Source organism: Vibrio sp. SCSIO 43135 (assembly GCF_023716665.1).
Taxonomy (GTDB): Bacteria; Pseudomonadota; Gammaproteobacteria; order Enterobacterales; family Vibrionaceae; genus Vibrio; species Vibrio paucivorans.
On record NZ_CP071860.1, the window covers coordinates 1203201 to 1223407 of the forward strand.

The 20207-nt window shown below is 46.6% G+C and carries 16 protein-coding genes; 4 read left to right on the forward strand and 12 right to left on the reverse strand.

Going from position 1 to position 20207, the window contains the following annotated elements; genetic code table 11:
* Nucleotides 1-162: 162 nt before the first annotated feature.
* Together uraD and puuE are read right to left on the reverse strand one after the other, a co-directional pair.
* Nucleotides 163-678, reverse strand: a complete 516-nt coding sequence (gene uraD / locus J4N42_RS19875; RefSeq protein WP_252031449.1) for a 2-oxo-4-hydroxy-4-carboxy-5-ureidoimidazoline decarboxylase — start codon at nucleotides 676-678, stop codon at nucleotides 163-165.
* Between the two features lie 2 nt (nucleotides 679-680).
* Nucleotides 681-1619: an allantoinase PuuE gene (puuE, locus tag J4N42_RS19880; protein WP_252031452.1), complete on the reverse strand. Its 939-nt coding sequence runs from the start codon at nucleotides 1617-1619 to the stop codon at nucleotides 681-683.
* A 398-nt stretch (nucleotides 1620-2017) separates the two neighbouring features.
* On the opposite strand from puuE, the gene uraH reads away from it, so the two are divergent.
* From uraH to J4N42_RS19900, 4 genes are all read left to right on the forward strand, one after another.
* Nucleotides 2018-2371: a hydroxyisourate hydrolase gene (gene uraH / locus J4N42_RS19885; protein ID WP_252031476.1), complete on the forward strand. Its 354-nt coding sequence runs from the start codon at nucleotides 2018-2020 to the stop codon at nucleotides 2369-2371.
* A gap of 160 nt (nucleotides 2372-2531) precedes the next feature.
* Nucleotides 2532-3872, forward strand: a complete 1341-nt coding sequence (locus J4N42_RS19890) for an NCS2 family permease (RefSeq protein ID WP_252031479.1) — start codon at nucleotides 2532-2534, stop codon at nucleotides 3870-3872.
* Nucleotides 3873-4077: 205 nt separating this feature from the next.
* Nucleotides 4078-5487, forward strand: coding sequence for a nucleobase:cation symporter-2 family protein (locus J4N42_RS19895; RefSeq protein WP_252031482.1), 1410 nt, complete (start codon nucleotides 4078-4080; stop codon nucleotides 5485-5487).
* 100 nt (nucleotides 5488-5587) lie between these two features.
* Nucleotides 5588-6949, forward strand: a complete 1362-nt coding sequence (locus J4N42_RS19900; protein ID WP_252031485.1) for an 8-oxoguanine deaminase — start codon at nucleotides 5588-5590, stop codon at nucleotides 6947-6949.
* A gap of 83 nt (nucleotides 6950-7032) precedes the next feature.
* Here J4N42_RS19900 and J4N42_RS19905 read toward each other — a convergent pair whose 3' ends face one another.
* From J4N42_RS19905 to J4N42_RS19950, 10 genes are all read right to left on the reverse strand, one after another.
* Nucleotides 7033-7485, reverse strand: a complete 453-nt coding sequence (locus tag J4N42_RS19905) for a TadE family protein (RefSeq protein ID WP_252031488.1) — start codon at nucleotides 7483-7485, stop codon at nucleotides 7033-7035.
* Entirely contained in the window at nucleotides 7482-7913 is a 432-nt protein-coding gene (locus J4N42_RS19910) for a TadE/TadG family type IV pilus assembly protein (protein ID WP_252031491.1), read from the reverse strand. The genes J4N42_RS19905 and J4N42_RS19910 overlap by 4 nt, the downstream gene beginning before the upstream one ends.
* Nucleotides 7910-9157, reverse strand: coding sequence for a TadE/TadG family type IV pilus assembly protein (locus tag J4N42_RS19915; protein WP_252031494.1), 1248 nt, complete (start codon nucleotides 9155-9157; stop codon nucleotides 7910-7912). The genes J4N42_RS19910 and J4N42_RS19915 overlap by 4 nt, the downstream gene beginning before the upstream one ends.
* A gap of 367 nt (nucleotides 9158-9524) precedes the next feature.
* The gene (locus J4N42_RS19920) at nucleotides 9525-10133 is read right to left on the reverse strand and encodes a TetR/AcrR family transcriptional regulator (RefSeq protein WP_252031496.1); all 609 of its coding nucleotides are present in this window, start codon (nucleotides 10131-10133) and stop codon (nucleotides 9525-9527) included.
* 180 nt (nucleotides 10134-10313) lie between these two features.
* Entirely contained in the window at nucleotides 10314-11258 is a 945-nt protein-coding gene (locus J4N42_RS19925; protein ID WP_252031499.1) for a hypothetical protein, read from the reverse strand.
* 293 nt (nucleotides 11259-11551) lie between these two features.
* Nucleotides 11552-12121, reverse strand: a complete 570-nt coding sequence (locus J4N42_RS19930; RefSeq protein WP_252031503.1) for an Lcl C-terminal domain-containing protein — start codon at nucleotides 12119-12121, stop codon at nucleotides 11552-11554.
* Nucleotides 12121-13572, reverse strand: a complete 1452-nt coding sequence (locus tag J4N42_RS19935; RefSeq protein ID WP_252031506.1) for an Lcl domain-containing protein — start codon at nucleotides 13570-13572, stop codon at nucleotides 12121-12123. Before J4N42_RS19935 ends, J4N42_RS19930 begins: the two co-directional genes overlap by 1 nt.
* An 11-nt stretch (nucleotides 13573-13583) precedes the next feature.
* Nucleotides 13584-15860, reverse strand: coding sequence for a proprotein convertase P-domain-containing protein (locus tag J4N42_RS19940; protein WP_252031508.1), 2277 nt, complete (start codon nucleotides 15858-15860; stop codon nucleotides 13584-13586).
* Between the two features lie 10 nt (nucleotides 15861-15870).
* On the reverse strand, nucleotides 15871-18006 hold the full coding sequence (locus J4N42_RS19945; protein WP_252031511.1) for a TonB-dependent hemoglobin/transferrin/lactoferrin family receptor: 2136 nt from the start codon (nucleotides 18004-18006) through the stop codon (nucleotides 15871-15873).
* A gap of 12 nt (nucleotides 18007-18018) precedes the next feature.
* Complete coding sequence (locus J4N42_RS19950) at nucleotides 18019-20046, reverse strand: prolyl oligopeptidase family serine peptidase (protein ID WP_252031514.1); 2028 nt, start codon at nucleotides 20044-20046, stop codon at nucleotides 18019-18021.
* Between the last annotated feature and the right edge of the window lie 161 nt (nucleotides 20047-20207).

The window sequence follows — 20207 nt, forward strand, 5'->3', positions numbered from 1 at the left end:
TATCCAATTAATCAATTAATAATAAAATGAGTACCGACGTGCTGTTCTTTTGCTGTTTACTGTGTTTCAACGCTCTTGTTTTCGTATCAGTAGCGTTGGCAGTAAACCGAGGCTTGTGCACGCGCTCGACATACTTTTCCGAAATAGTTGCCGTTTCTCGACTTACATATCTCGGAGACGGAATAAAGCGATCTTGTTGATCTCTTTAATCGCTGTAGCAAACTCAGTTTCACTATCATTGCCTAATCGCATCTCGAACGATTCAAGAATTTGGTAACGATTGGCCCCTTTAACAGCCATGATAAAGGGAAAGTTGAAGCGACTTTTGTAGCTGTTGTTATAAGTGGTAAATTTCGCGAACTCTTCTTCACTACATTGATCAATGCCCGCGCCCGCTTGCTCGGAAGTTGATGCTGCAGTCAGTTCACCGTTAATGGCTGCTCGGCCGGCTAAATCCGGGTGAGCATTGATAAGTGCTAACTGTTTTTCTTGGTTAGCATTAAGCAGAGTCGACGCCATTTTTAGATGTAGATTTTCAATGTGGTCATCTTCTGCGTTTAAGCCTTCTTCGAACACAGCTTCTGCTACCCATGGGCTGTGTTCATACACGTCTGCAAAGTGAGCAACGAATTCGCCACGACTCATCTCGGTTGGTTTACAAAATCTAAATTGAGTCATGCTTATGCTCCCTGCTTCGTGTTAGTTGATTCTTCTTTATAAGGATGGTTTTCGTGCCAGTGCTTGGCAATGTCGATGCGGCGACACAGCCACACATCATCATGCTGTTTTACGTAATCTAGGAATCGGCGTAGTGATGCGATTCGGCCTGGCTTACCAATAAGGCGACAGTGCAATCCGACCGACATCATTTTCGGTGCGGTTTCACCCTCTGCGTATAAGGTATCGAACGTGTCTTTCAGGTATTGGAAGAACTGTTCACCTGAGTTGAAACCTTGAGCGGTTGCAAAGCGCATGTCGTTAACATCTAGCGTGTACGGAATCACCAACTGAGGTTTACCCGTTTCAGTGTGCCAGTATGGTAGGTCATCGTCGTACGCATCTGAGTCGTAAAGGAAACCACCTTCTTCTGCCACAATGCGGCGAGTATTTGGACCAGTACGGCCTGTATACCAACCTAATGGGCGCTCACCTGTTACCTGTTTGATGATTTCGATCGCTTTGTACATGTGATCGCGCTCTTGCGATTCGTCCATGTATTGATAATCGATCCAACGGTAACCGTGGCTACAAATTTCGTGGCCCGCTTCCGCCATCGCTTGCGCAACTTCAGGGTAACGCTCTACCGCCATTGCTACTGCAAAGATGGTAAGAGGAATATCGTACTCCTCGAACAAACGCAGAATTCGCCATACACCAGCTCGGCTGCCGTATTCGTAGATGGATTCCATGCTGATATGGCGTTCGCCTTTGATTGGCTGCGCAGCTGGGATCTCTGATAGGAATGCTTCTGACTCATCATCGCCATGTAACAAGCAACGCTCTCCACCTTCTTCATAGTTCAATACGAAAGAGACGGCGACCTTTGCATTGTTCGGCCACTTCGGATGAGGAGGATTTGGCCCATACCCGACAAGATTTCTTGAATAATCCTTATTCATCCAAGTGCTCCTTACTTTCTTCACTTCTATGCACTTTGAATGTGCATACTTAATATCGCTGTTACATTCATTGTATACAATTTTTTATTTTAATGTAAAGATTTTGTTTATTAAACTACATTTTTTCAACATATCGCTATTTTTCAATAACTTAATCACAAGCGCACTTCTTAACCCTATCAATTACAGTTCACAATTCCGCAATATTGCACTATTTACAAGTAACATTTTTATAACAATAGGCTTTACTAATTGTATCCAATGTGTACATATTAGTATCAGACAACACGAAATAGAGGCGTCTTTGTATACAAGATTTTCTGTTTCGCTGGTGATGATTTACCAGATTTTGAAATACCAGAGTAACTAGTAAGGAGAGCGCTAAGCGCTGCAATAGTATGGGAAAACTCACAACACACGTTTTGGATACCATGGCCGGTCTTCCAGGTTCAGAGATTAAAGTGGAACTCTTTCGCTATGACGGCGAGCAGTATCAGCCTGTCACCACTGTTGTGACCAATTTTGATGGTAGGACTGATGCCCCTTTACTCGAAGGCAACGATTTTAAAGCAGGCAAATACCAATTGGTGTTTCACGTCGCTGACTACTTTAAAGGCAAAGGTGTAAAGCTTGATGACGTCGCGTTCTTAGATGACGTGGTTATCCGCTTTGGCCTTAACGACGAAGATTCACACTACCACGTACCACTACTGGTATCGCCTTACAGTTTTTCAACTTACCGCGGGAGCTAATACGTATTGCCAAGCGCTAATTAATCGTTAGCAATCGAGCAATACCACGGCATACAAGATGTATCGCCAAGAAATAGGAAATACAAATTGAGCTGTATCTAAGTGACCTTAAGGCGCTGGAGTCAATTTAAGGAAATCATAATTAAAAGGACTTGCTGAAATGAATGAAAGCAAAGCAGAAGTGCTCAACGAATCGAACTCTGGTGGTTTACTAGAGCGCTTCTTTAAACTCAAAGCACATGGAACCAGTGTAAAGAATGAATTGCTAGGTGGTGTAACAACCTTCGCTACTATGGCATACATCATTTTTGTTAACCCACAAATTATGGCGGCTTCAGGCATGGACATGGGCGCGGTGTTCGTCGCGACCTGTATTGGTGCTGCAATCGGCTGTTTGTTGATGGGTTTATTTGCTAACTGGCCAGTCGGCTTGGCACCAGGCATGGGCCTCAACGCGTTTTTCTCGTTCACTGTTGTAAGTGAAATGGGTTACAGCTGGGAGGTTGCACTCGGTGCAGTATTCCTTTCTGGTATCCTCTTTGTAGGGATGAGCTTCTACAAGATCCGTCAATGGATCATCGAGAGTATTCCAGAAAGTTTACGTTTTTCAATGACTGCAGGTGTTGGTCTGTTCCTAGGTCTTATCGGCCTTAAAACAGCAGGCATCGTTGTTGAAAACCCTGCCACTTTGGTCTCTTTAGGTGACTTTACTCGTCCAGAAGCACTTCTGGCAGCAGTTGCGTTCTTAATCATCGCAGTGCTGAGTGAGCGTAAAGTCTTTGGTGCGGTTCTGATCGGTATCCTAAGTGTTACTCTGATCGGTATGGGCCTTGGCTTAGTTGAATACAATGGTTTCTTCTCTGCGCCACCAAGCATCGCACCAACTTTCATGGCAATGGACATTTCAGGTGCACTAAACATCTCGATGGTGAGCGTTATCCTTGCCTTCCTATTTGTGAACATGTTCGATACAGCAGGCACACTAATGGGTGTCGCTGAGCGTGCGAACCTGATCAACAAAGAGACAGGTAAAATTGAAGGTCTTAGCAAGGCGTTAAAAGCCGACAGTATCTCAAGTGTTGCTGGTGCGTGTGTGGGTTGTCCTCCAGTAACAAGTTACGTTGAGAGTGCGGCAGGTGTTGCTGCAGGTGCTCGTACTGGTCTATCTGCTATCGTGGTTGCGGCTCTATTCCTTGCTGCTATTTTCCTATCGCCATTGGCAGGTATGATTCCAGCGTACGCGACATCTGGCGCTCTAATTTACGTAGCATTCGTAATGATGAGCAGCATGCAGCACGTTGATTGGAAAGACTTCACTAACGGTGCTCCAGCGGCAATTACTGCTCTGATGATGCCACTAACGTTCTCAATCGCGAACGGTATCGCGCTTGGCTTTATCACTTACACGGTGCTTAAAGTCGCGACAGGCAAAACAAAAGATGTATCAATCTCTATGTACCTTCTAACGGCTATCTTCATTGCCAAACTGATTTACATCTAATTCAACACCGTATTTACGTAACACAAATCAACACTTAATGAAGTCGGCGGGGGCTTGCCCCCTGCCACTTTATCCCTACAACTAACTTGAATCTATCTGGTCAGCAACTTTTCAAGTTAGCAACGTTGACCCTACGCAGTTTGTAGAAGTCACTGTTTTTCAACCAAACGAGAGCCAAAAAGGACAGCTCTTAGAGGAACAGCACATGAAACTTCTGTACACCTTGAACCAACGACCGCCTCACGGTCTTACCCTTTTACTTGCACTTCAACACATGCTGGCCTCAATTGGCGGTATTGTCGCCGTTCCACTGATTGTGGGTGCATCCATCGGCTTGCCTAGCGAAGAGATTGTCTCACTGATCAACGCAGCGCTTCTTGCGTCAGGTATTGTCACCATTGCTCAATGTATCGGTATTGGCCCTGTCGGGATCCGCTTACCTGTTGTAATGGGGTCGAGTTTTGCTTTCTTAGGCGTAGCCATTGCCATCGGTAAAGATGGCGGCGTATCCAGCATCATGGGCTCAGCTTTAGTCGGCTCGTTCGTTGTGATTGCAGCCAGTTTCTACATGGACAAAGTTCGTAAGCTCTTCCCTACCGTAGTCAGTGGCGTAGTCGTGACCTTAATCGGACTCACTATTTTACCGGTTGCGATGAACTGGGTCGGTGATGCTCCAGCTGTCAGTGAAGAGTTCGCAACACTGCCAAAACTGTTTCTAGCTATTGTTTCACTGGGTATCGTGATTGGTGTATCGGTTTACTGTAAAGGCGCGGTGGCGGCTTCAGCTATCGTGATTGGCCTTGCTGGCGGTTACATTGTTGCCTTATCTCTTGGCATGGTGGACTTAGAACAAATCAGCTCTGCAGCATGGGTAGGCGGTCCTGAACCTTTGAAATACGGCCTAACCTTTGAAGCCTCTGCCATTGTGAGCATGAGCTTGGTTTACATTGTCGTAATTGCCGAAGCCACTGGCGACTTCATGGCGCTAGCCAACAACTGTCACACCAAAGTGGACGGTAAAGACCTTAAACGTGGCCTACTCGGCGACGGTATCGGCAGTACTCTATCTTCAATCCTAACAGCAATGCCACTGGCGTCATTCAGCCAAAACGTTGGTATTGTGGGTATTACAGGCGTTGCAAGCCGTTACGTTGTGGCAGCAACAGGTGGCCTACTGATTCTAGGTGGCCTATTTCCAAAACTGGCGGCACTGGCTGTAACCATTCCTAAACCGGTACTCGGCGGCGTTGGTTTTGTTATGTTCGGTATGATTGCGTACGCAGGTATTCGCATGCTGATCAAAGCCGCAGACACCAAACGTAACGCACTGGTTATCTGTGTAGGTTTGGCATCGGGATTAGCCGTGACATTTGAGCCACGCCTATTGCAGCACTTACCACACGACATTGCTAACTTCCTTCACTCGGGCATTACCACAGGTACGATTGTGACCGTGCTACTTCACCAACTATTGCCAAAATCGAGCAGTAAAGAAGAGCAAGAAGCACTGGCAGAAAGCCAAGCTCAGGTTGAACAAGAGCTGGTTGAAAAAAATGAGAGTGCAGAAGCGGAAGACACTGTTGCACCCGCTACACTTAAAGCACAGCAAGATTAATCGAATTCCTGTCCGTGCATAATGCACGGACGTTAACTCACTAAAAAACGACAAAGACCCTCTTCCCTGAAAAGGCTGAGATGGCTAAGGATACTTATGAATGGAAACCATTTGGATTAAACATCCTCTTGCAATCTACACTGGCACACAGCAAGACGCCCGCGGTGGCATTGTTATTCAAGGCAATACCATCGTAGAACTTGTCGCGCTTAATCAAGAACCGAGTGTCACCGTCGACTACAGTGTCGATGCATCACGTCACGTGGTCACACCGGGGCTGATTAACGCTCACCACCACTTCTACCAAACTCTCACTCGCGCCTATCCAGACGCCCTCAACAAAGAGCTGTTCCATTGGCTACAAAGCCTGTACCCAGTTTGGGCAAACCTCGACGAAGAAATGATGAGTGTGGCAACCGAGCTTGCACTGGTTGAGTTGATGATGTCTGGGTGTACTACCGCTTCCGACCACCACTATTTGCTGCCCACAGGCCTAGAGCATGCTATCGACTTACAAGTTGAAGCGGCGCAGAAATTGGGAGTCCGAGCGATATTTACTCGTGGTTCAATGAGCCTAGGTGTCGATGATGGCGGTTTACCACCGCAACATACCATTCAATCTGAACAAGTGATCGTCGATGATAGCCAACGGTTAATTCGTGATTACCATCAGCATCATGAGGGTGCGATGATTCAAATCGCCCTTGCGCCTTGCTCTCCATTTTCTGTCACCACAGAACTCATGAAAGAAACAGCGCGTATCGCCAAGCAAGAACAAGTGATGATGCACACTCACTTATGTGAAACTCTCGACGAAGAAGATTTCTGTGTGGAACGCTTTGGCATGCGCCCAGTGGACTACCTAGAAGACGTAGGCTGGCTTAACGACCGAACATGGCTAGCACACGGCATTCACTTCAATGTTGAAGAGATCAAACGCCTCGGAAAAGCGGGGGTGGGTATCAGCCACTGCCCAACGTCTAACATGATGTTGGCATCGGGCATTTGTAAAAACAACGACCTAGAAGCCGCTGGCGTGAAAGTCGGTTTAGGCGTTGATGGCTCAGCCTCTAACGACGGCTCAAATATGATTGCAGAAGTGCGTATGGCAATGTATTTGCAGCGCCTCCAATACGGCTCTGCCAATGTCACCCATACCGACGCTCTACGCTGGGCAACAGCAGGTTCTGCAGCCGCGATGGGGCGCAGCGATATTGGTGTGCTCGATATTGGTAAACAAGCCGACGTTGCAATGTTCAAGCTCGACGATATTCGCTTCTCTGGTAGCCACGATCCACTTGCAGCGCTCCTACTGTGCGGAGCACAACAAGCCGACCGAGTGATGGTCGCAGGTAAATGGCGTGTCCTTGATGGACAAGTCGTTGGCGTGGATATGCAAGATCTTCTTCATCGCCATAGAGCCGCAGCAGCAAAGCTGGGTAAGAAAGCACTTTCTGCTTAAACGTGTTTGAATCGGCACGTAAAATAAAAAGGGCGACTGATTGTCGCCCTTTTATTTTTCGCCTTGTTTATTACTCACGAAGACTAGCAGTTGGTATCTGTATCGTTTGGTACCAGCCCTAAACTTTCGCTGGGAATAGTCGTCTCAAAGCTTGGCAGTGCCATTAATCCGTTCTCGCCCAAGAACGTAAGTAAAGCGACAAATTGGTAATCAAGGTTCACCGCTCTGGCTCTCACAAACCGTACATCCTCTGGGCTAGGCCCTACGAGTACATTGCTACTGCCATCGAGGTATTCAATCTCGATATTGTCACTACCGATAGACGAAATATAGCTATAGCTGGCAACATAATTCTTCACAGCCACATCGCCTACTTGGCAAACTGCCGCCATTCTAGCTGCGGCACGGACCGCTTCATTTACGGCCTGCATGGAGTACATGAAATGGCCAATGGAAACCACGGCGAGTAGCACTAACATTAAGAAAGTGGAAGTCATTGCAAACTCAACTACGGTGACACCATTCATTTTCTTCATTGGCTGATTCTCATGACAGTTGACGCATTCATAGGTATGGCTAACGAGATCTCAGTGCTAGGTATCGTATCGGCAAAAATCGGGGAAAAAGTATAATCAGCAGAGACGGTAACAAAGAGGTTATTCTCACATGAGACAGACACATCGGTCGTTTCCCAATCAGACAGTATCGCGTCTGTACTGTCGCTGAGCGTACCGTAGACCACTAACTGCTTAATGTTGCCCTCCTCACCAATGATTGGGCCACAGCCTGAAGCATCCGATACGGTAGAAGCGTATCGCGCTCCAACCCTTACCGCTTTATTGAGGGTATTCATTTCAACAAAAATTCGGGCAATCTCAACCACACCAACCAATAGCAACATCAGCGCCGGTAATCCAATTACCAGCTCCACTGCCGCGAGGCCTTGCTGCTTTTTCCTGATCACGACCCACCTCCGACAGAGGTTGGATCTTTAAACAGTACGATGCGGCTCACCCCTGTATCCGTGTCTGACGCACCACCATCCACAACCGAACAAGTTTCAATAAACTCACCAAAAATACTTTGTTGCCCTTTCTTTCCTTTCGACGTAGAGGATTCATAGCGTTGACTCATAAAGAAGCATCCGATGCTGGTTACGGTAAATTCTATTTTACCGCCCGATTTAGAGGCTGAGTCACAATCCAATATAGGTACTGGTAACACTCTTCTCCACGCGGAGCCATTTTCCGAAATACAGTCCGGGTCATTCAAACAGGTATTGGTATCTATTACGTACTCGTCATAAGTCCATTTATCGAGCGCAGTAGAGTCGTTGTGATCTTCAATGTTATCCGTGGTGATTTCTGGGCTTGGCTCCGTCGTGATGAGATCTGGCGGGTAGTAGACTCCATCGACGGTTGCACCATCAAAACGACTATCGATACTGCTCGTTGCTCCAACAGCATTACCCGTTTCAGAATCGATCTCTTCACCAATCGACACCACAACCGTATTTTTCCCAACCAACGCATCACTTACAGCCGATTTACCACTACCCACATCGAGCAAGTGGAAATTACCTGCCCCCAATCCATCTGGGTCGTCCGATTGGCTGCCTGTTTTGATCTCATACACTTTACCGACCTCATAACCTGATGGCCCTAGGTCATCACCCTCACACATGCCTATCGGCAGAATGTTGGTTGTTCCGTCAACAAAGACAGGCCCCGCGACTGCACTGGCAGAGACGTTTTTCGACAAACCGAAAGCCTGTATGAAAAACTCATTGAGATCGACTCCGCTAACTTGTACGCGCACATACACTCTATCTGCAGTTGAAGGGAACGTGGTTGAAAAACCACTGTTTGGAGTGTCAGAATATTCAATATCGAGAAGATTAAAACCGCTGCCATCTTCCGACGCTTCGAGTTTGATTTCATCGTTGCCCGGTGAGGCAAGAATCTTGTTATAAGCATCAACGATAACGGTTTCTGTGTCCGATGCTTCAAACGTTCTATTGGCAATAGTGGCACCTGCCAGAGCAATGGTATCCACTGCATTTTGCAAGCGTGTTTTGTTCACGACCATGTGTGACACATCGATCGACAACGCAGAAATACCAACGAGCAACATCATGCTCATTGTCATTAGCACTAATGTTAATCCACGCTGGCTCTTCTTCCTTGTGTAGGAATTACATCGCTTCATGCTATGCATCCTAATTTCAATTGCGCCACTGTATTGCTACAGCTCGCAGTTTGTATCTAGATCAGCGAAGTCGTTGACTATTTCGCTTCTCCCCGCCTCATTACACTATAGACCAAATTATCAGTATCAACCGAGTATTGACGGGGGCTACGAGCGAATCCATGCGAACTGTTTGAAAAGAAAGAATTAACTGATTTACACAATTGTGAAGTCAGTCACCTCGTAGCTTCAGAAAGATAATTGCTCCAAGAAAGTTTAACTTTGACTGCCCTCGTTAATACAAAAAGCACCGTTCCTTAAAATAGAAAAAAACACGGCCTATCGAAATGTCGATAGGCCGTGTTTTTATGCTAATAGCTCTGAGTCGTTAACTCTTGACGCCACACCCTTTGATCACCAATTGAACTAAGAACCTCGCTGCTTGTTCGTAGTCTTGTTCATCAAGTTTTTCTTTGTTCATCACGCTACAGATCTGCCAGCTAAAGTCAGCGTAGGTTTGGGTCGCCGCCCAAATCGTAAACATCAAATGATGTGGTGGAACACTGTCCATCAAGCCTTGCTCAGACCAGGTTGCGAACTTGTCGATAATCATCTGAGACTGCTGTTTCAGCTCTCGACCAATATCATCCGGCAGGGCTTTACAGCCCGACATCACTTCGTTGGCAAACACTTTCGATGCGTGTGGGTGATCACGCGAAATGGTCAGTTTGGTTTGAATATATTGAGTCAACGCTTCAACTGGGTCGTCTAGCTGCTCAATTGGCTTTGACGCTTCCAATAACGGCTCTGTGACCGTTTCCAGCACCGCATAGTACAGTTTGTCTTTGGTGCTGAAATAGTAAAACACGTTTGGTTTGGGAATATCTGCTGCTTTGGCGATATCGACCATTTTAGTGGCCGCATAACCGTGAGTAGCAAATTGTTCACAAGCCACTTCAATAATTAAGTCCTGATTCTTTTGTCTGATCCTAGACATACCGCTTTCCCTAAAGACTTATTCCATTATCCATAACCCTTAAAATAACATTTAAATACAGATATATAAAAAGCAGATAGCTGTAAATTCAGCCTAGGCCTCATTTATGTGCCACAAGCACCTTAAATGCTTTACATGGCAGAGGTGACCAATAGAGAAATACACGCCAGTTAAACCGGTTTAATTGAAGTAGACATAGAAATACACGCCAGCTTCACCATAAATCATGTCGCAATACAGCGCAAAGGCTTTTTTATTTTCAAGCGTGACGACATCCATTGTGCTTCGCTGGATACCTTCTCGCTCACTGTTCAGCAGACCAAAAAAGTTAGCATCGGTTTGAGACACGCTACCATCCGGGTTAAGCCTGCCGTAGTGAAACGCACCCGTTGCTTCTATGAGGAAAGCAATGCCTTGTGCTCTAGCCGGAGTAATGCTGGCAACAAATTGATCTCTAGTTAGGGCGAATGTTCGTTGGAACGCTCTTGGTGACACGCAGTTTAATGGTGAAACACTGTTATCGAGCGCGACCGTTCCCACAAAGTAAGCGCCGCCATTGCTTCCTGATGCGTGCTGACCACAGTCGGCAAGCCCTCTTCCCATAGGCAGTGTTGGTAGACTGCTACTGTCTTGAGAATAACTTGCGGCGGTATTCGGAGCTGAAGGAAAGTATTTATTTCTGTGCGCAATCATGTCCGCTTCAGAAAACGACAGCACATTGACGACCTCTTCGACGACCTCTACATCAGGTGATATGGCCGCTAGCAGCTCATCAGCTACATTCGCCAGCACTTCCATATCCGCTTCGCTAAACATAAAGTCGGCGTCTTCTGGCACAGGGGCGGCAGCTACATTGTTTTCAGTGGTATCCATATCGTCAACAAGGCTGTCTAAGAAGTTCAGTTCATCTTCAGTTAGATTGACGAATGGATCATAACTTGGCGCTTGGGAAAAACTTTGGGGGACCAATCGCGGTAAAGACTCCTCAGCAGGAACAGCACTTGGCCCCGCAACAGGCTCCGTGACCTCCATATCTGTTGTCGCCTGATAGTATCTAACATTTTCCTGCGCAGATTGCTCGGTAGCACTTCTTTGCCACCATTCAGCCGGATTTTCTTTAGGCATGAGTTCACCCTAACTACGTTTAAGCACACGTAGCAATATGCAATTTAATTGTTATTAATTTTTAACATCCAGCGCGAAAAAGACCGCCTAAAAAGATCCAAAGTTTTATCAGTAAACAGCAAACCCCAGATGGATAAAGCCACAGAGGGATATAATCTTTCTACTGGCACCAACCTGCCCTAGCATACTTAACTTCACGTTTGTTGGTCGCTTCCTATTGAAGACACCCAATAAAAAACCAGCCGATAAAGGCTGGTTTTTTTATTGGTTAAGTGATGACTACAGTGAGTCGATTAGTCTTCACTTACTAACAATACACTGGCTTCAAGGGCGCTTACCCCATACGAGCCCACCTCTGCATTTCGTACATCAAACACCAAAATCTCCGATGCTTCAGCCACTAGCGTGTTACTCCACACATAGGCGCGAACATCGCCATCAGTCGTTTGATACGGGAATGCCTCGTTGAACGCTTTGCCATTCAGCGCTGGTTTACGGCAGCTATGTTCAGCCAGCGACACGAGCTCTTTGATATTCGGCAGTCGCCACGTTGATTTACCTGCAAATTGGTACAGATTATGGCTGGTGCTTTGGTTAATAGACTGCACTTCGTTTAGAGCCGATTGCCAAAACATGCCCGTACCGTCTCCTTCACAGGTTTGGTTGGTGCTGCTCCACGTTTTACCAATTGGGCAGCGCATCCAAGTTAAACCTGTTTTACGGTCTGTAATGGTGCCATTGTCATTAAAATCGTAACGCACATTTGGCGCTGTTTTTGCCATGTCGATGGAGCACTCTTGAACAGCAGCCATCGCTACAGTCGGCAATAGTAGAAGTAGGCAGCTTACAAATAACGTTTTCATTAGTTTGACTCCATGTTAGCGACTAAACGAATTGGCAGTTGGTAGGAGGTTCCCCAATCGGCTTCGACTTGGTCGCTGTATATCTCAACAGCGTAAGTCGTGCCCCTTGTCGTACCTCTGGTTTGAATCACTTCGACGTACATCGCCCCATCAGTTTTGTACTCTTCGTACTCAGTAAAGAACTCTGTCGATGTCCACACTTCGCCTTCCGCGAAATCGCTCACGACGGTTTGTCGTGGGAAGTAAGTACGATTTAAGCCATAGACTCGATCGTCTTCATCTTTCTCCGTTTCACCGAAATCGATAAGGTTGTAGAACTCACTAAATGTCGGCAATCTCCACGAGGTAACACCACACACTTGCTGTGTATTCACGTATTCAACGTATTCCTCAGTGCTACAGATACCATCCCCTGATTTGCAATTAAGCGCATCGATATCTTCGCTATAAGGTTCGAATTTGCCAGAAACTTGATACACGAATAAACGATCTTTGTACTGAGGTGAGTCGGCGTCATCGACTTTGGTTTCCCAAACCAACCCTGAACGCTCATCTTTCACACATGACCATTCTGTTGCATCATCCGCTAACGCTTCTCCTTGGCTATCAAGTTTTACAAACTTAAAGCCCCCATCAGTATTATCGAAACCAAACTCGGCATCTTGGCCAGGATAATCCGCTGGCGAGTCATTACTGTCTCCGCTATCTGAGAAGTATTGAGTCACACCGGTATCATTTAGAGGCGCAACTTTACTCACAAGGTTAATGTCCGAGACCATTAGACTGACCATTTCATCGGTTAACGTATCGCTAAGCAGTGTTGCTTGATACTCGGAAAGGTTGCTAGCGATAGTGACCAATGACAAATCAGTGTTGGCTTTGTCCATTGCGCCAATAATTGTCAGCAGGTTTTTTTCTAGCGTTAGGTAGTCGTTGTCACCACCTTCAGACATTAGATCGTCAGTGGCCGGAAGCCCTATTGCTTGCAGCTGGGTTTTGACCGCTTCAATCGCACTACTGATGCTCGCGCCACCCGCAACTTGGCTCGCAACCAACGTAGTGATTACATTGATGTCGTTACCCGTTTCTTGGTTCTGAGCAGGTGCAACTAGGAGTGAATCCGAAACGCTGCTGTAGCTACTTACATTGCGTGAAGCCGTTGCTGAGCCCGACGCTAACTCAGCAACAATCGGTGACTGCAGTATCGACTTATTGGTACTGGTGATGGTGTATTCGCCATTGTTTGCCGTAGTCGAAGGCTCGTCCGATGAACAAGCAAAGTCGCCGTTCAAATCAGCACAGACTTTTTCATCACCTTGTGCAGAGAGAGCCGTTATCGTGCCGGACACAGAGTACGTTGGTGCACTGGTATCTGCAGAACTGTCAGACCCGGAGCCATTACACCCAGCCAGCAAAAGCGCTGCTGCGATTATGGATAGTTGGTATTTCATGATCTTCACTTTTAATGATTATGTTTTGCGTTGCGCTCACGACGCCAGAAAAGTAGCCCAGCTAAACACAGGCTAAGCAAAGATATCGCTCCACCACCTGTTCCTGAGTCATTGTTATTAGTGTTGTTGTCTTTGCTTTGAGTACAGCTGTAGCTTTCCACTCGGCCGATCGTCCACTCTTGCAGTGTCCCAGTATCGTCTGGTGTATAGTCTGTTACCTCTAGTCTCCATGTCCCTTGCATCGTTTCGCCATTAAAAGGTTCAATAACCTCGTCGTGAGATGAAACCCACGTAAGCTCGCGATGAGTTTGCGAGTATGTTTCGTTGGCAAGCAAAGTGACACGTGTGCCTGTTGGGCTCACCAGTACCACCTGAAGATCAGATAGCTCGGAATGTTCGAAGCTCACCACCACACCAAGGTCACCATCGATGACTGCACTGTCATCATTGATAATGAAATTGAAGCTTTTGAAGCCATAGTTCACGCCACCTGAATTCGAGACTTGCGCATCAGGAATCAACGAGTTTTGCTCGATAGGTGATTGGTTAAGCTGCGGCACCCCATAAACAAACTGTGATTCATTCACCCAGTTCAAAGTCTGTAGATCGTCTTCGTACTGATAATTTAAGTCCGTGTTAACTGAAAACGACTCTCCACACGTAGCTGATGTGGGAATAGATACACTGCGGCTAATGGCATCAAACTTCTCAGAAGTCACGCTGCTTCTGCTACCACTCATGGCAGTCACTGCGCCATCTATTTTAGCTTGTCGACCATTAGCCAAAATACGAATCTGTGGCTCTGTATCTTGGTCTACAAATCGTGAGTCCAATTCAACTTTAAATGGTTCTTTAACTAGCCCATGAACAGCAAAATTCTGTTTGAGTAAAGCTTGATAGTCTCTGCTTGGGTAAAGCGCATTCGCGGTATACAACATGCTTTCAACTAAGTCGTGCATTTTCATACCACGGCCAAGGCCATACATCGATTCAAGCACTAGGGTATCGATTTCAGCGAATGCAGGTTCACCGTATAGTTCCACGGCTTGCTTTAGGGTTTGGAACAGGGGAGTAGACCAAAGCTCATCGCCAAGTTCTCCGGCCACGCTGACATGGGCGCGATACTCACTGCCTTCGAAATACCTTGCTCTTTGATTCCACAAACTTCGTGTTGAGATGCGTGTGCCGAAATAGCCATCCCAGTTAAAGACGGTATCTATTTCAAACTCACTGCCCTCTTCATAGAGTTTTCGGTAGCTATACGATCCAGCCCAATAGTCGGCAAACCCTTCTCCCATGGCACCCGTGTGTCCGTAGCCCCAGTCAGGTACGATTTGGTAATGGATACCATGTGCCAACTCATGGATAACAATATCGGCATCGATAGCATCGGGAGAGCCTCCAATACCAAACATGGCTGCACTTGGGCCATAAAAGTAACTGGAGTTATCGTTCGCTAGCCCTCTCGCATCGAATACCACGGGTTCAAAGAACAAGTTGTATCCTAACGACTCAAGATACCTAATCGATTGGTCTAGATGGTAAAAGGCCATGACTTGGGTGAAATCTTCGCTTGCAAAGGTCAAGTTGTTTAGGTCTGACAGTTGGTCAAACTCCGCTATCCCCTCTTGAGCAAGAAAAGAAGCACTGCCACTTTGCGACCATAAACCTGTATCTGGATCCTGTTCTTCCAAATATTCAGCATCAACTTGAGTGACTCGACTATTGGACAGATAGAACTTCCCTCCACTGCTTAGCACCTCTACTTCAGCATCATTAAATTGCGCGGCATTGGGGTAGTCAGATACGTCTGTCCATGGCGAATCAGGCGCATCCATCTTATCCATGGTGCGCAAGTCTGGGTCTACGATATTTACGGTCGCAGTCACCAAAGTTCCAGAAGACAGCTCTGGTGGTTCTTCTGCTTTTAACCTTCTCGGCGCTTCCAGCTCAGCGGATGTGGAAGGCTCGCCATTAATGAGAATTGTGTCGGCGAAACTTTTATAAACTCGCTGTACCAGCCCCGATTTATCGGTATGTACGACAATGGTGCGTTGGTGTTTGTACTCTCCATCGTCTGTAATATCGAAGTTATACTGAAAGCCTAAGTGACTATCAGTCGTGTAACGATGAGACACTCCCTCTAGCTCTGGATAATGGCTCTCAACGTAGTTTTCTGCTGCTGCGCTATCAGAAACGGTTTCATTGCCTGCTGGATAATCCCACTCACCGCTAAGAGCAGAAAGAGAGAAAATACTAAGCGCTATTGCAGAGCATAGTTTACTCATACTCATGACCTTAGAATGCATAATGTGCATTCACTGTGAAATAGCGACCAGGCTCGGTCGAGAAGCGAGTTTGCGAATCAATGAGACCAGCAACATCCTGATAACGCACATATTCTTTGTCGAACACATTGATTAGATTCGCGTTAACATAGAAGTCCTTACTGAAGTCGTAACCGATGCCGAGATCAACCGTCGCCCAACCCGCAGTTTGCGCACAATCCGTTTGAATTCCTAAGGTATCGGCACAGCTTGGCGTACGGTCCATCGCATCAGCCCAGTTCAGGCGCAGGTAGCCATTGAACTTACTGTCGTCGTAATCCAAACCCACGTTCCCTTCTAGTGGTGTGATGGAGCGGATATACTCATCATTTGCATCTTTACCATCTACCCAGCCAACTTTGCTCGACACGGTCCAATCACGAGCAATTAGGTATTCAATGGTCGCCTCTGCACCATACGATTCCACATCACTTAGGTTTTCGTAACGTTTTTCAAATAGCCCAGTTGATTGGTTAAACCCAGTATCGACGACATCGATGAAGTTCTCGAACATGTTGTAGAACACAGCGCCATACACCCGCAATGAGCCATCGTCGTATTTCGCGCCAAGTTCAAAGCTGTCGCTGGTTTCCGCTTCTAACTGATAGTTAGGCAAAACAACGAACGGAGTAATTGGCACAAAGTCGTGATTCGCATAGCCATACACTTTGTCGTATTCAGGCGCACGGTAACCGTGCTTGTAGCTCAGGTAGCTATTGAAATTAGGTGTGAACTGATACGCAATTGATGCACTTGGAGACAGTTCAGTGCTGCTGTTGTCTTCTAGCCCATCAACGCCAATTGCGTCTTCTTTATCCGCAGTCAGTTGGTGAGCATCAAACCGAAGCCCTAGCATCACCGTCCAGTTTTGAATGGTCATGGCATCTTGAACAAACATACCCATTGAGTACGTACGCGCTGGTGCAAATGGATAGGAGTTCGCTTCAGATGTACCATTCCAATCCGACACGGTCTTATTAACGGGTCTTTCATGAAAAGCGGTTTCAATCACCGCTCCGTAAACCAAGGTGTGGTAGATATCACCAGCATCGATCTCTTTATCAAAATCGGCAGACCAACCAATCAGTTCATCTCGGAATGAACGATTTTGCTGTTCTCGTCGTTGCTCCGTGATACCTAGGTTCTCTCGTGACATGAGGCGATTGTTGTATTCTTCAAACTCAGTGCTGCGGTAATAGATTTTGCTATCAAGCTTGTCCATCCATGCGTGTTCCGCTTGATACTCAGCACCTAGCCAAAACAGGTAAGACTCTGTGGTATTTTCTTGATAGAAGTCCTGGATGCTCCAAATACCGTCTGGTTGAATAGAAGCCGTTCCCTCTACTCTTTCCATCGCTTCTGAGTACATCTCTGCCTTGGCTTTCATCAACCACTGATCAGTTACTTGGTGATGAATCGCGTATTCTGCGCTAACACCGTCTACTTCTCGGTTGTACAAATCTTGCTGATAATTGCGGGTTTCTTCCCCAATCCAGTATGCCGCGCTCAGTAGGCTACTAGTGTTGCCGGAACGGAATGCAAGATTAGAACTGCCACGGTATTTGTTGCTAATCCCCGTATAGGTACCGTTCACGTCTGCATAGAAGTTTTCTCCATCAAGTAAATCTTCAGGTGTATTGGATTGTAAAATCACTACCCCACCGATTGCGCCTGAACCGTAGCTGGTTGAGCTTGCTCCCTTGACGACCTGAATTTGCTTCAAAGATGACACATCGAAAGAATTTCTTCCGGCGCTGTCATTGAGATCGCTTGCTCCGAAACCATCTGACAACGAGATACCATCTTTTACGATGACAATTCGGTTGCCCGTCATACCACGAATAGTAATGTTCTGTGGCCTACCTGCTCCTCCCGTTACACTCACGCCTGGTTCTTTGTCTAATGAATCATAAAGCTCCGTCGCACCTTCTTTTTGCAAGGTTTTACCTTCAATCACAGCCACAGACCCTGCCGTTTCAGATAGCGATTCTTCATATTTGTTGGCTGTAACGACCACTTCTTCAAAAGTAATTACGTCAGATTCAGCATGCACTTGGCCTGCCGCCAGTGCAGTCAGCACAGCAGCATTCACGAGAGAGAGTTTCATTAATGACTCCGATTAGTCAGCTTGTTGTATTTGTTTGATTAAGAAGGCGTAATCCATAGCCTGTTGCTCTAGAGCGTGCCGAGAATCCGTTCTATGACCACTGTTAAAATTGGTAACCAGCAATTGAGTACGACTGGTCGTCGTTGCGTCTTTGACTAACGAAAGGTACTTAGCGCCTTCCCAGTAAGGGACTCGCTTATCGTTCCAGCCAATACGAACCAAAAGAGACGGGTAAGCTTGTGGCTTTACGTTGTGGATTGGATCGTAAGCTAACATTGCTTGGCGCTGACTAGGTTCATTTGGGTTTCCCCATTCCCGGTATTGCTGCGCCGTCAGTGGCAATGATGCGTCAGACATACTGGCAACCACATCAACGAACGGAACATTGAGTACCGCCGTAGTAAACACTTCTGGAGATTGGTTAATCGCCGCCGCAATCATGGTTCCACCCGCACTCGACCCCACCGCAGCGATTGGGCGCATCCCACCTTTAAATTGTGTCAGCGCTCTAGCCACAGCAAGATAATCTGAGATTCCATTTTGCTTATGAATCCCCACTCCCGATTCATGCCATTGAGAGCCCAAATAGCCGCCACCACGAACGTGGGCTACGGCATAGATTACCCCTTTATCCAACAGTGAAATTGTCTGGCGCATAAAATAAGGTTTCATCGTGAAACCGTACGCCCCATAACCGTAGATAAGTACCCCAGATTTTTTGCTAAGCGCTGATGGCTTATAAGCTAATGTAACTGGAATATCTACCTCTCCGGAGCGAACCGTGATCTGTTGAGTGCGATAATCGAGCTGGCTGTAGTTTGGGTAAAGGTCTTGGCTTGTCAAAGAAACAACCCCAGTTACAACGTCAAGCTTGCGCCATGTAGGTGGCTCTATCATTGACATACTGCGAATGTAAAGAGTATTGCTGCTAAAGTCTCCGACTTGCCCTACCCAACCAACGCGTCCTGACTCCACAAGTTCAACATGATTTTTCACCTTCCCGTCAAACCCAGAAATGACAAGTGTTTCACGTCCTAGATTTTGGATAACCTGTACTACGCCGCCATCAAACAAGTAAAAGTTTCTCAACGCCCCTTGCACGCCTAAATTAGAAAACGGTCGCCATTCAGCAGTCAAATCCAACTGATTTGGCTGCGCATTCCCATATAATCTGGTGCGATAGAGTGCAAATGTCCCTTGATGATTGCTGTTCACAAACAGGGTGTCTTGAGTCACGTCTAGGTAGTACTCTGTACCTTCTGTACGCGCCCGAACTGGTGAAGAAAGTTCACCAGTGCTCAAGTTTAGTAGTCGCTGCTCACTGGTATTCTCATTGTTGGCTTGAACCACCGCATAGCTTTGATTGCTGGCTTGATACGCAGACAATAACCAACCGGGATCTTTTTCAATTAGTCGCTCACTGTGCTTACCGCTCGGCAAGTGATATTGGACTAGTCGTGATGGCCGTGCATCAGTTCCAGTTAACGCCACGCTATATAGACTTGCGCTATCCGAGCCCCAAATCAGCGTTGCATCATGGCCTGTCGCCACTGTGGTTTCCGAGCCGTCCTGAAGATTAATGAGCGAGATTCGGTAAGATTCACTGCCTGTGATGTCTTCCGCCACAGCAAGTAGACGTTTATCAGGTGATAGGCTCCATGCCCCAAGTTGATAGTAACTGTGCAACGTAGCTCTAGCTTCGATGTCGAGTAATGAACGTTCGGCGCCCGTCGATAACTCGCGTTGTAACAAGGTTCGTGGACCATTTACTTTTTGAATTGCGAATTCGAATTGACCTTTGATAATCCAAGGGCGACGAGCTTTTGTGATGCTGCCAATTCTCCACTCTTTTAGCAGCTGTTCAGAGAGCCCTCGAACAGGTTCAAGGTTTTGTTTTGCATAAGCATTTTGCTCAACTAGAAATTGCTTTACGCGAGCATCACTGCGGGTATCATCCCTAAGCCAATCGTAATCACCCAGTGCGAACACAGGCAATACGATCATGGAAAGCGACAGACAAACACCATTCATCAATTTCATAAAACGCGCCAAAATATGCAAAATCCCAATAAGGCGCGCATGTTGCACTTAAATACGAATGAGATCAATTATCAATTACATCCATACGTGACCGCAATCACATTACGTACTCAAATTTATTTAGAAACACCTCACTATATAATGCTGAAAGTGGATTATTC

Bases quoted from the DNA above. Each gene is read 5' to 3' on its own strand.
- J4N42_RS19920 (WP_252031496.1), bottom strand. From the start codon at position 10,133: ATGTCTAGGATCAGACAAAAGAATCAGGACTTAATTATTGAAGTGGCT.
- J4N42_RS19895 (WP_252031482.1), top strand. From the start codon at position 4,078: ATGAAACTTCTGTACACCTTGAACCAACGACCGCCTCACGGTCTTACC.
- puuE (WP_252031452.1), bottom strand. From the start codon at position 1,619: ATGAATAAGGATTATTCAAGAAATCTTGTCGGGTATGGGCCAAATCCT.
- J4N42_RS19935 (WP_252031506.1), bottom strand. From the start codon at position 13,572: ATGAAATACCAACTATCCATAATCGCAGCAGCGCTTTTGCTGGCTGGG.
- uraD (WP_252031449.1), bottom strand. From the start codon at position 678: ATGACTCAATTTAGATTTTGTAAACCAACCGAGATGAGTCGTGGCGAA.
- J4N42_RS19900 (WP_252031485.1), top strand. From the start codon at position 5,588: ATGGAAACCATTTGGATTAAACATCCTCTTGCAATCTACACTGGCACA.
- J4N42_RS19915 (WP_252031494.1), bottom strand. From the start codon at position 9,157: ATGAAGCGATGTAATTCCTACACAAGGAAGAAGAGCCAGCGTGGATTA.
- uraH (WP_252031476.1), top strand. From the start codon at position 2,018: ATGGGAAAACTCACAACACACGTTTTGGATACCATGGCCGGTCTTCCA.
- J4N42_RS19945 (WP_252031511.1), bottom strand. From the start codon at position 18,006: ATGAAACTCTCTCTCGTGAATGCTGCTGTGCTGACTGCACTGGCGGCA.
- J4N42_RS19925 (WP_252031499.1), bottom strand. From the start codon at position 11,258: ATGCCTAAAGAAAATCCGGCTGAATGGTGGCAAAGAAGTGCTACCGAG.
- J4N42_RS19950 (WP_252031514.1), bottom strand. From the start codon at position 20,046: ATGAAATTGATGAATGGTGTTTGTCTGTCGCTTTCCATGATCGTATTG.
- J4N42_RS19940 (WP_252031508.1), bottom strand. From the start codon at position 15,860: ATGAGTAAACTATGCTCTGCAATAGCGCTTAGTATTTTCTCTCTTTCT.
- J4N42_RS19930 (WP_252031503.1), bottom strand. From the start codon at position 12,121: ATGAAAACGTTATTTGTAAGCTGCCTACTTCTACTATTGCCGACTGTA.
- J4N42_RS19905 (WP_252031488.1), bottom strand. From the start codon at position 7,485: ATGAAGAAAATGAATGGTGTCACCGTAGTTGAGTTTGCAATGACTTCC.
- J4N42_RS19890 (WP_252031479.1), top strand. From the start codon at position 2,532: ATGAATGAAAGCAAAGCAGAAGTGCTCAACGAATCGAACTCTGGTGGT.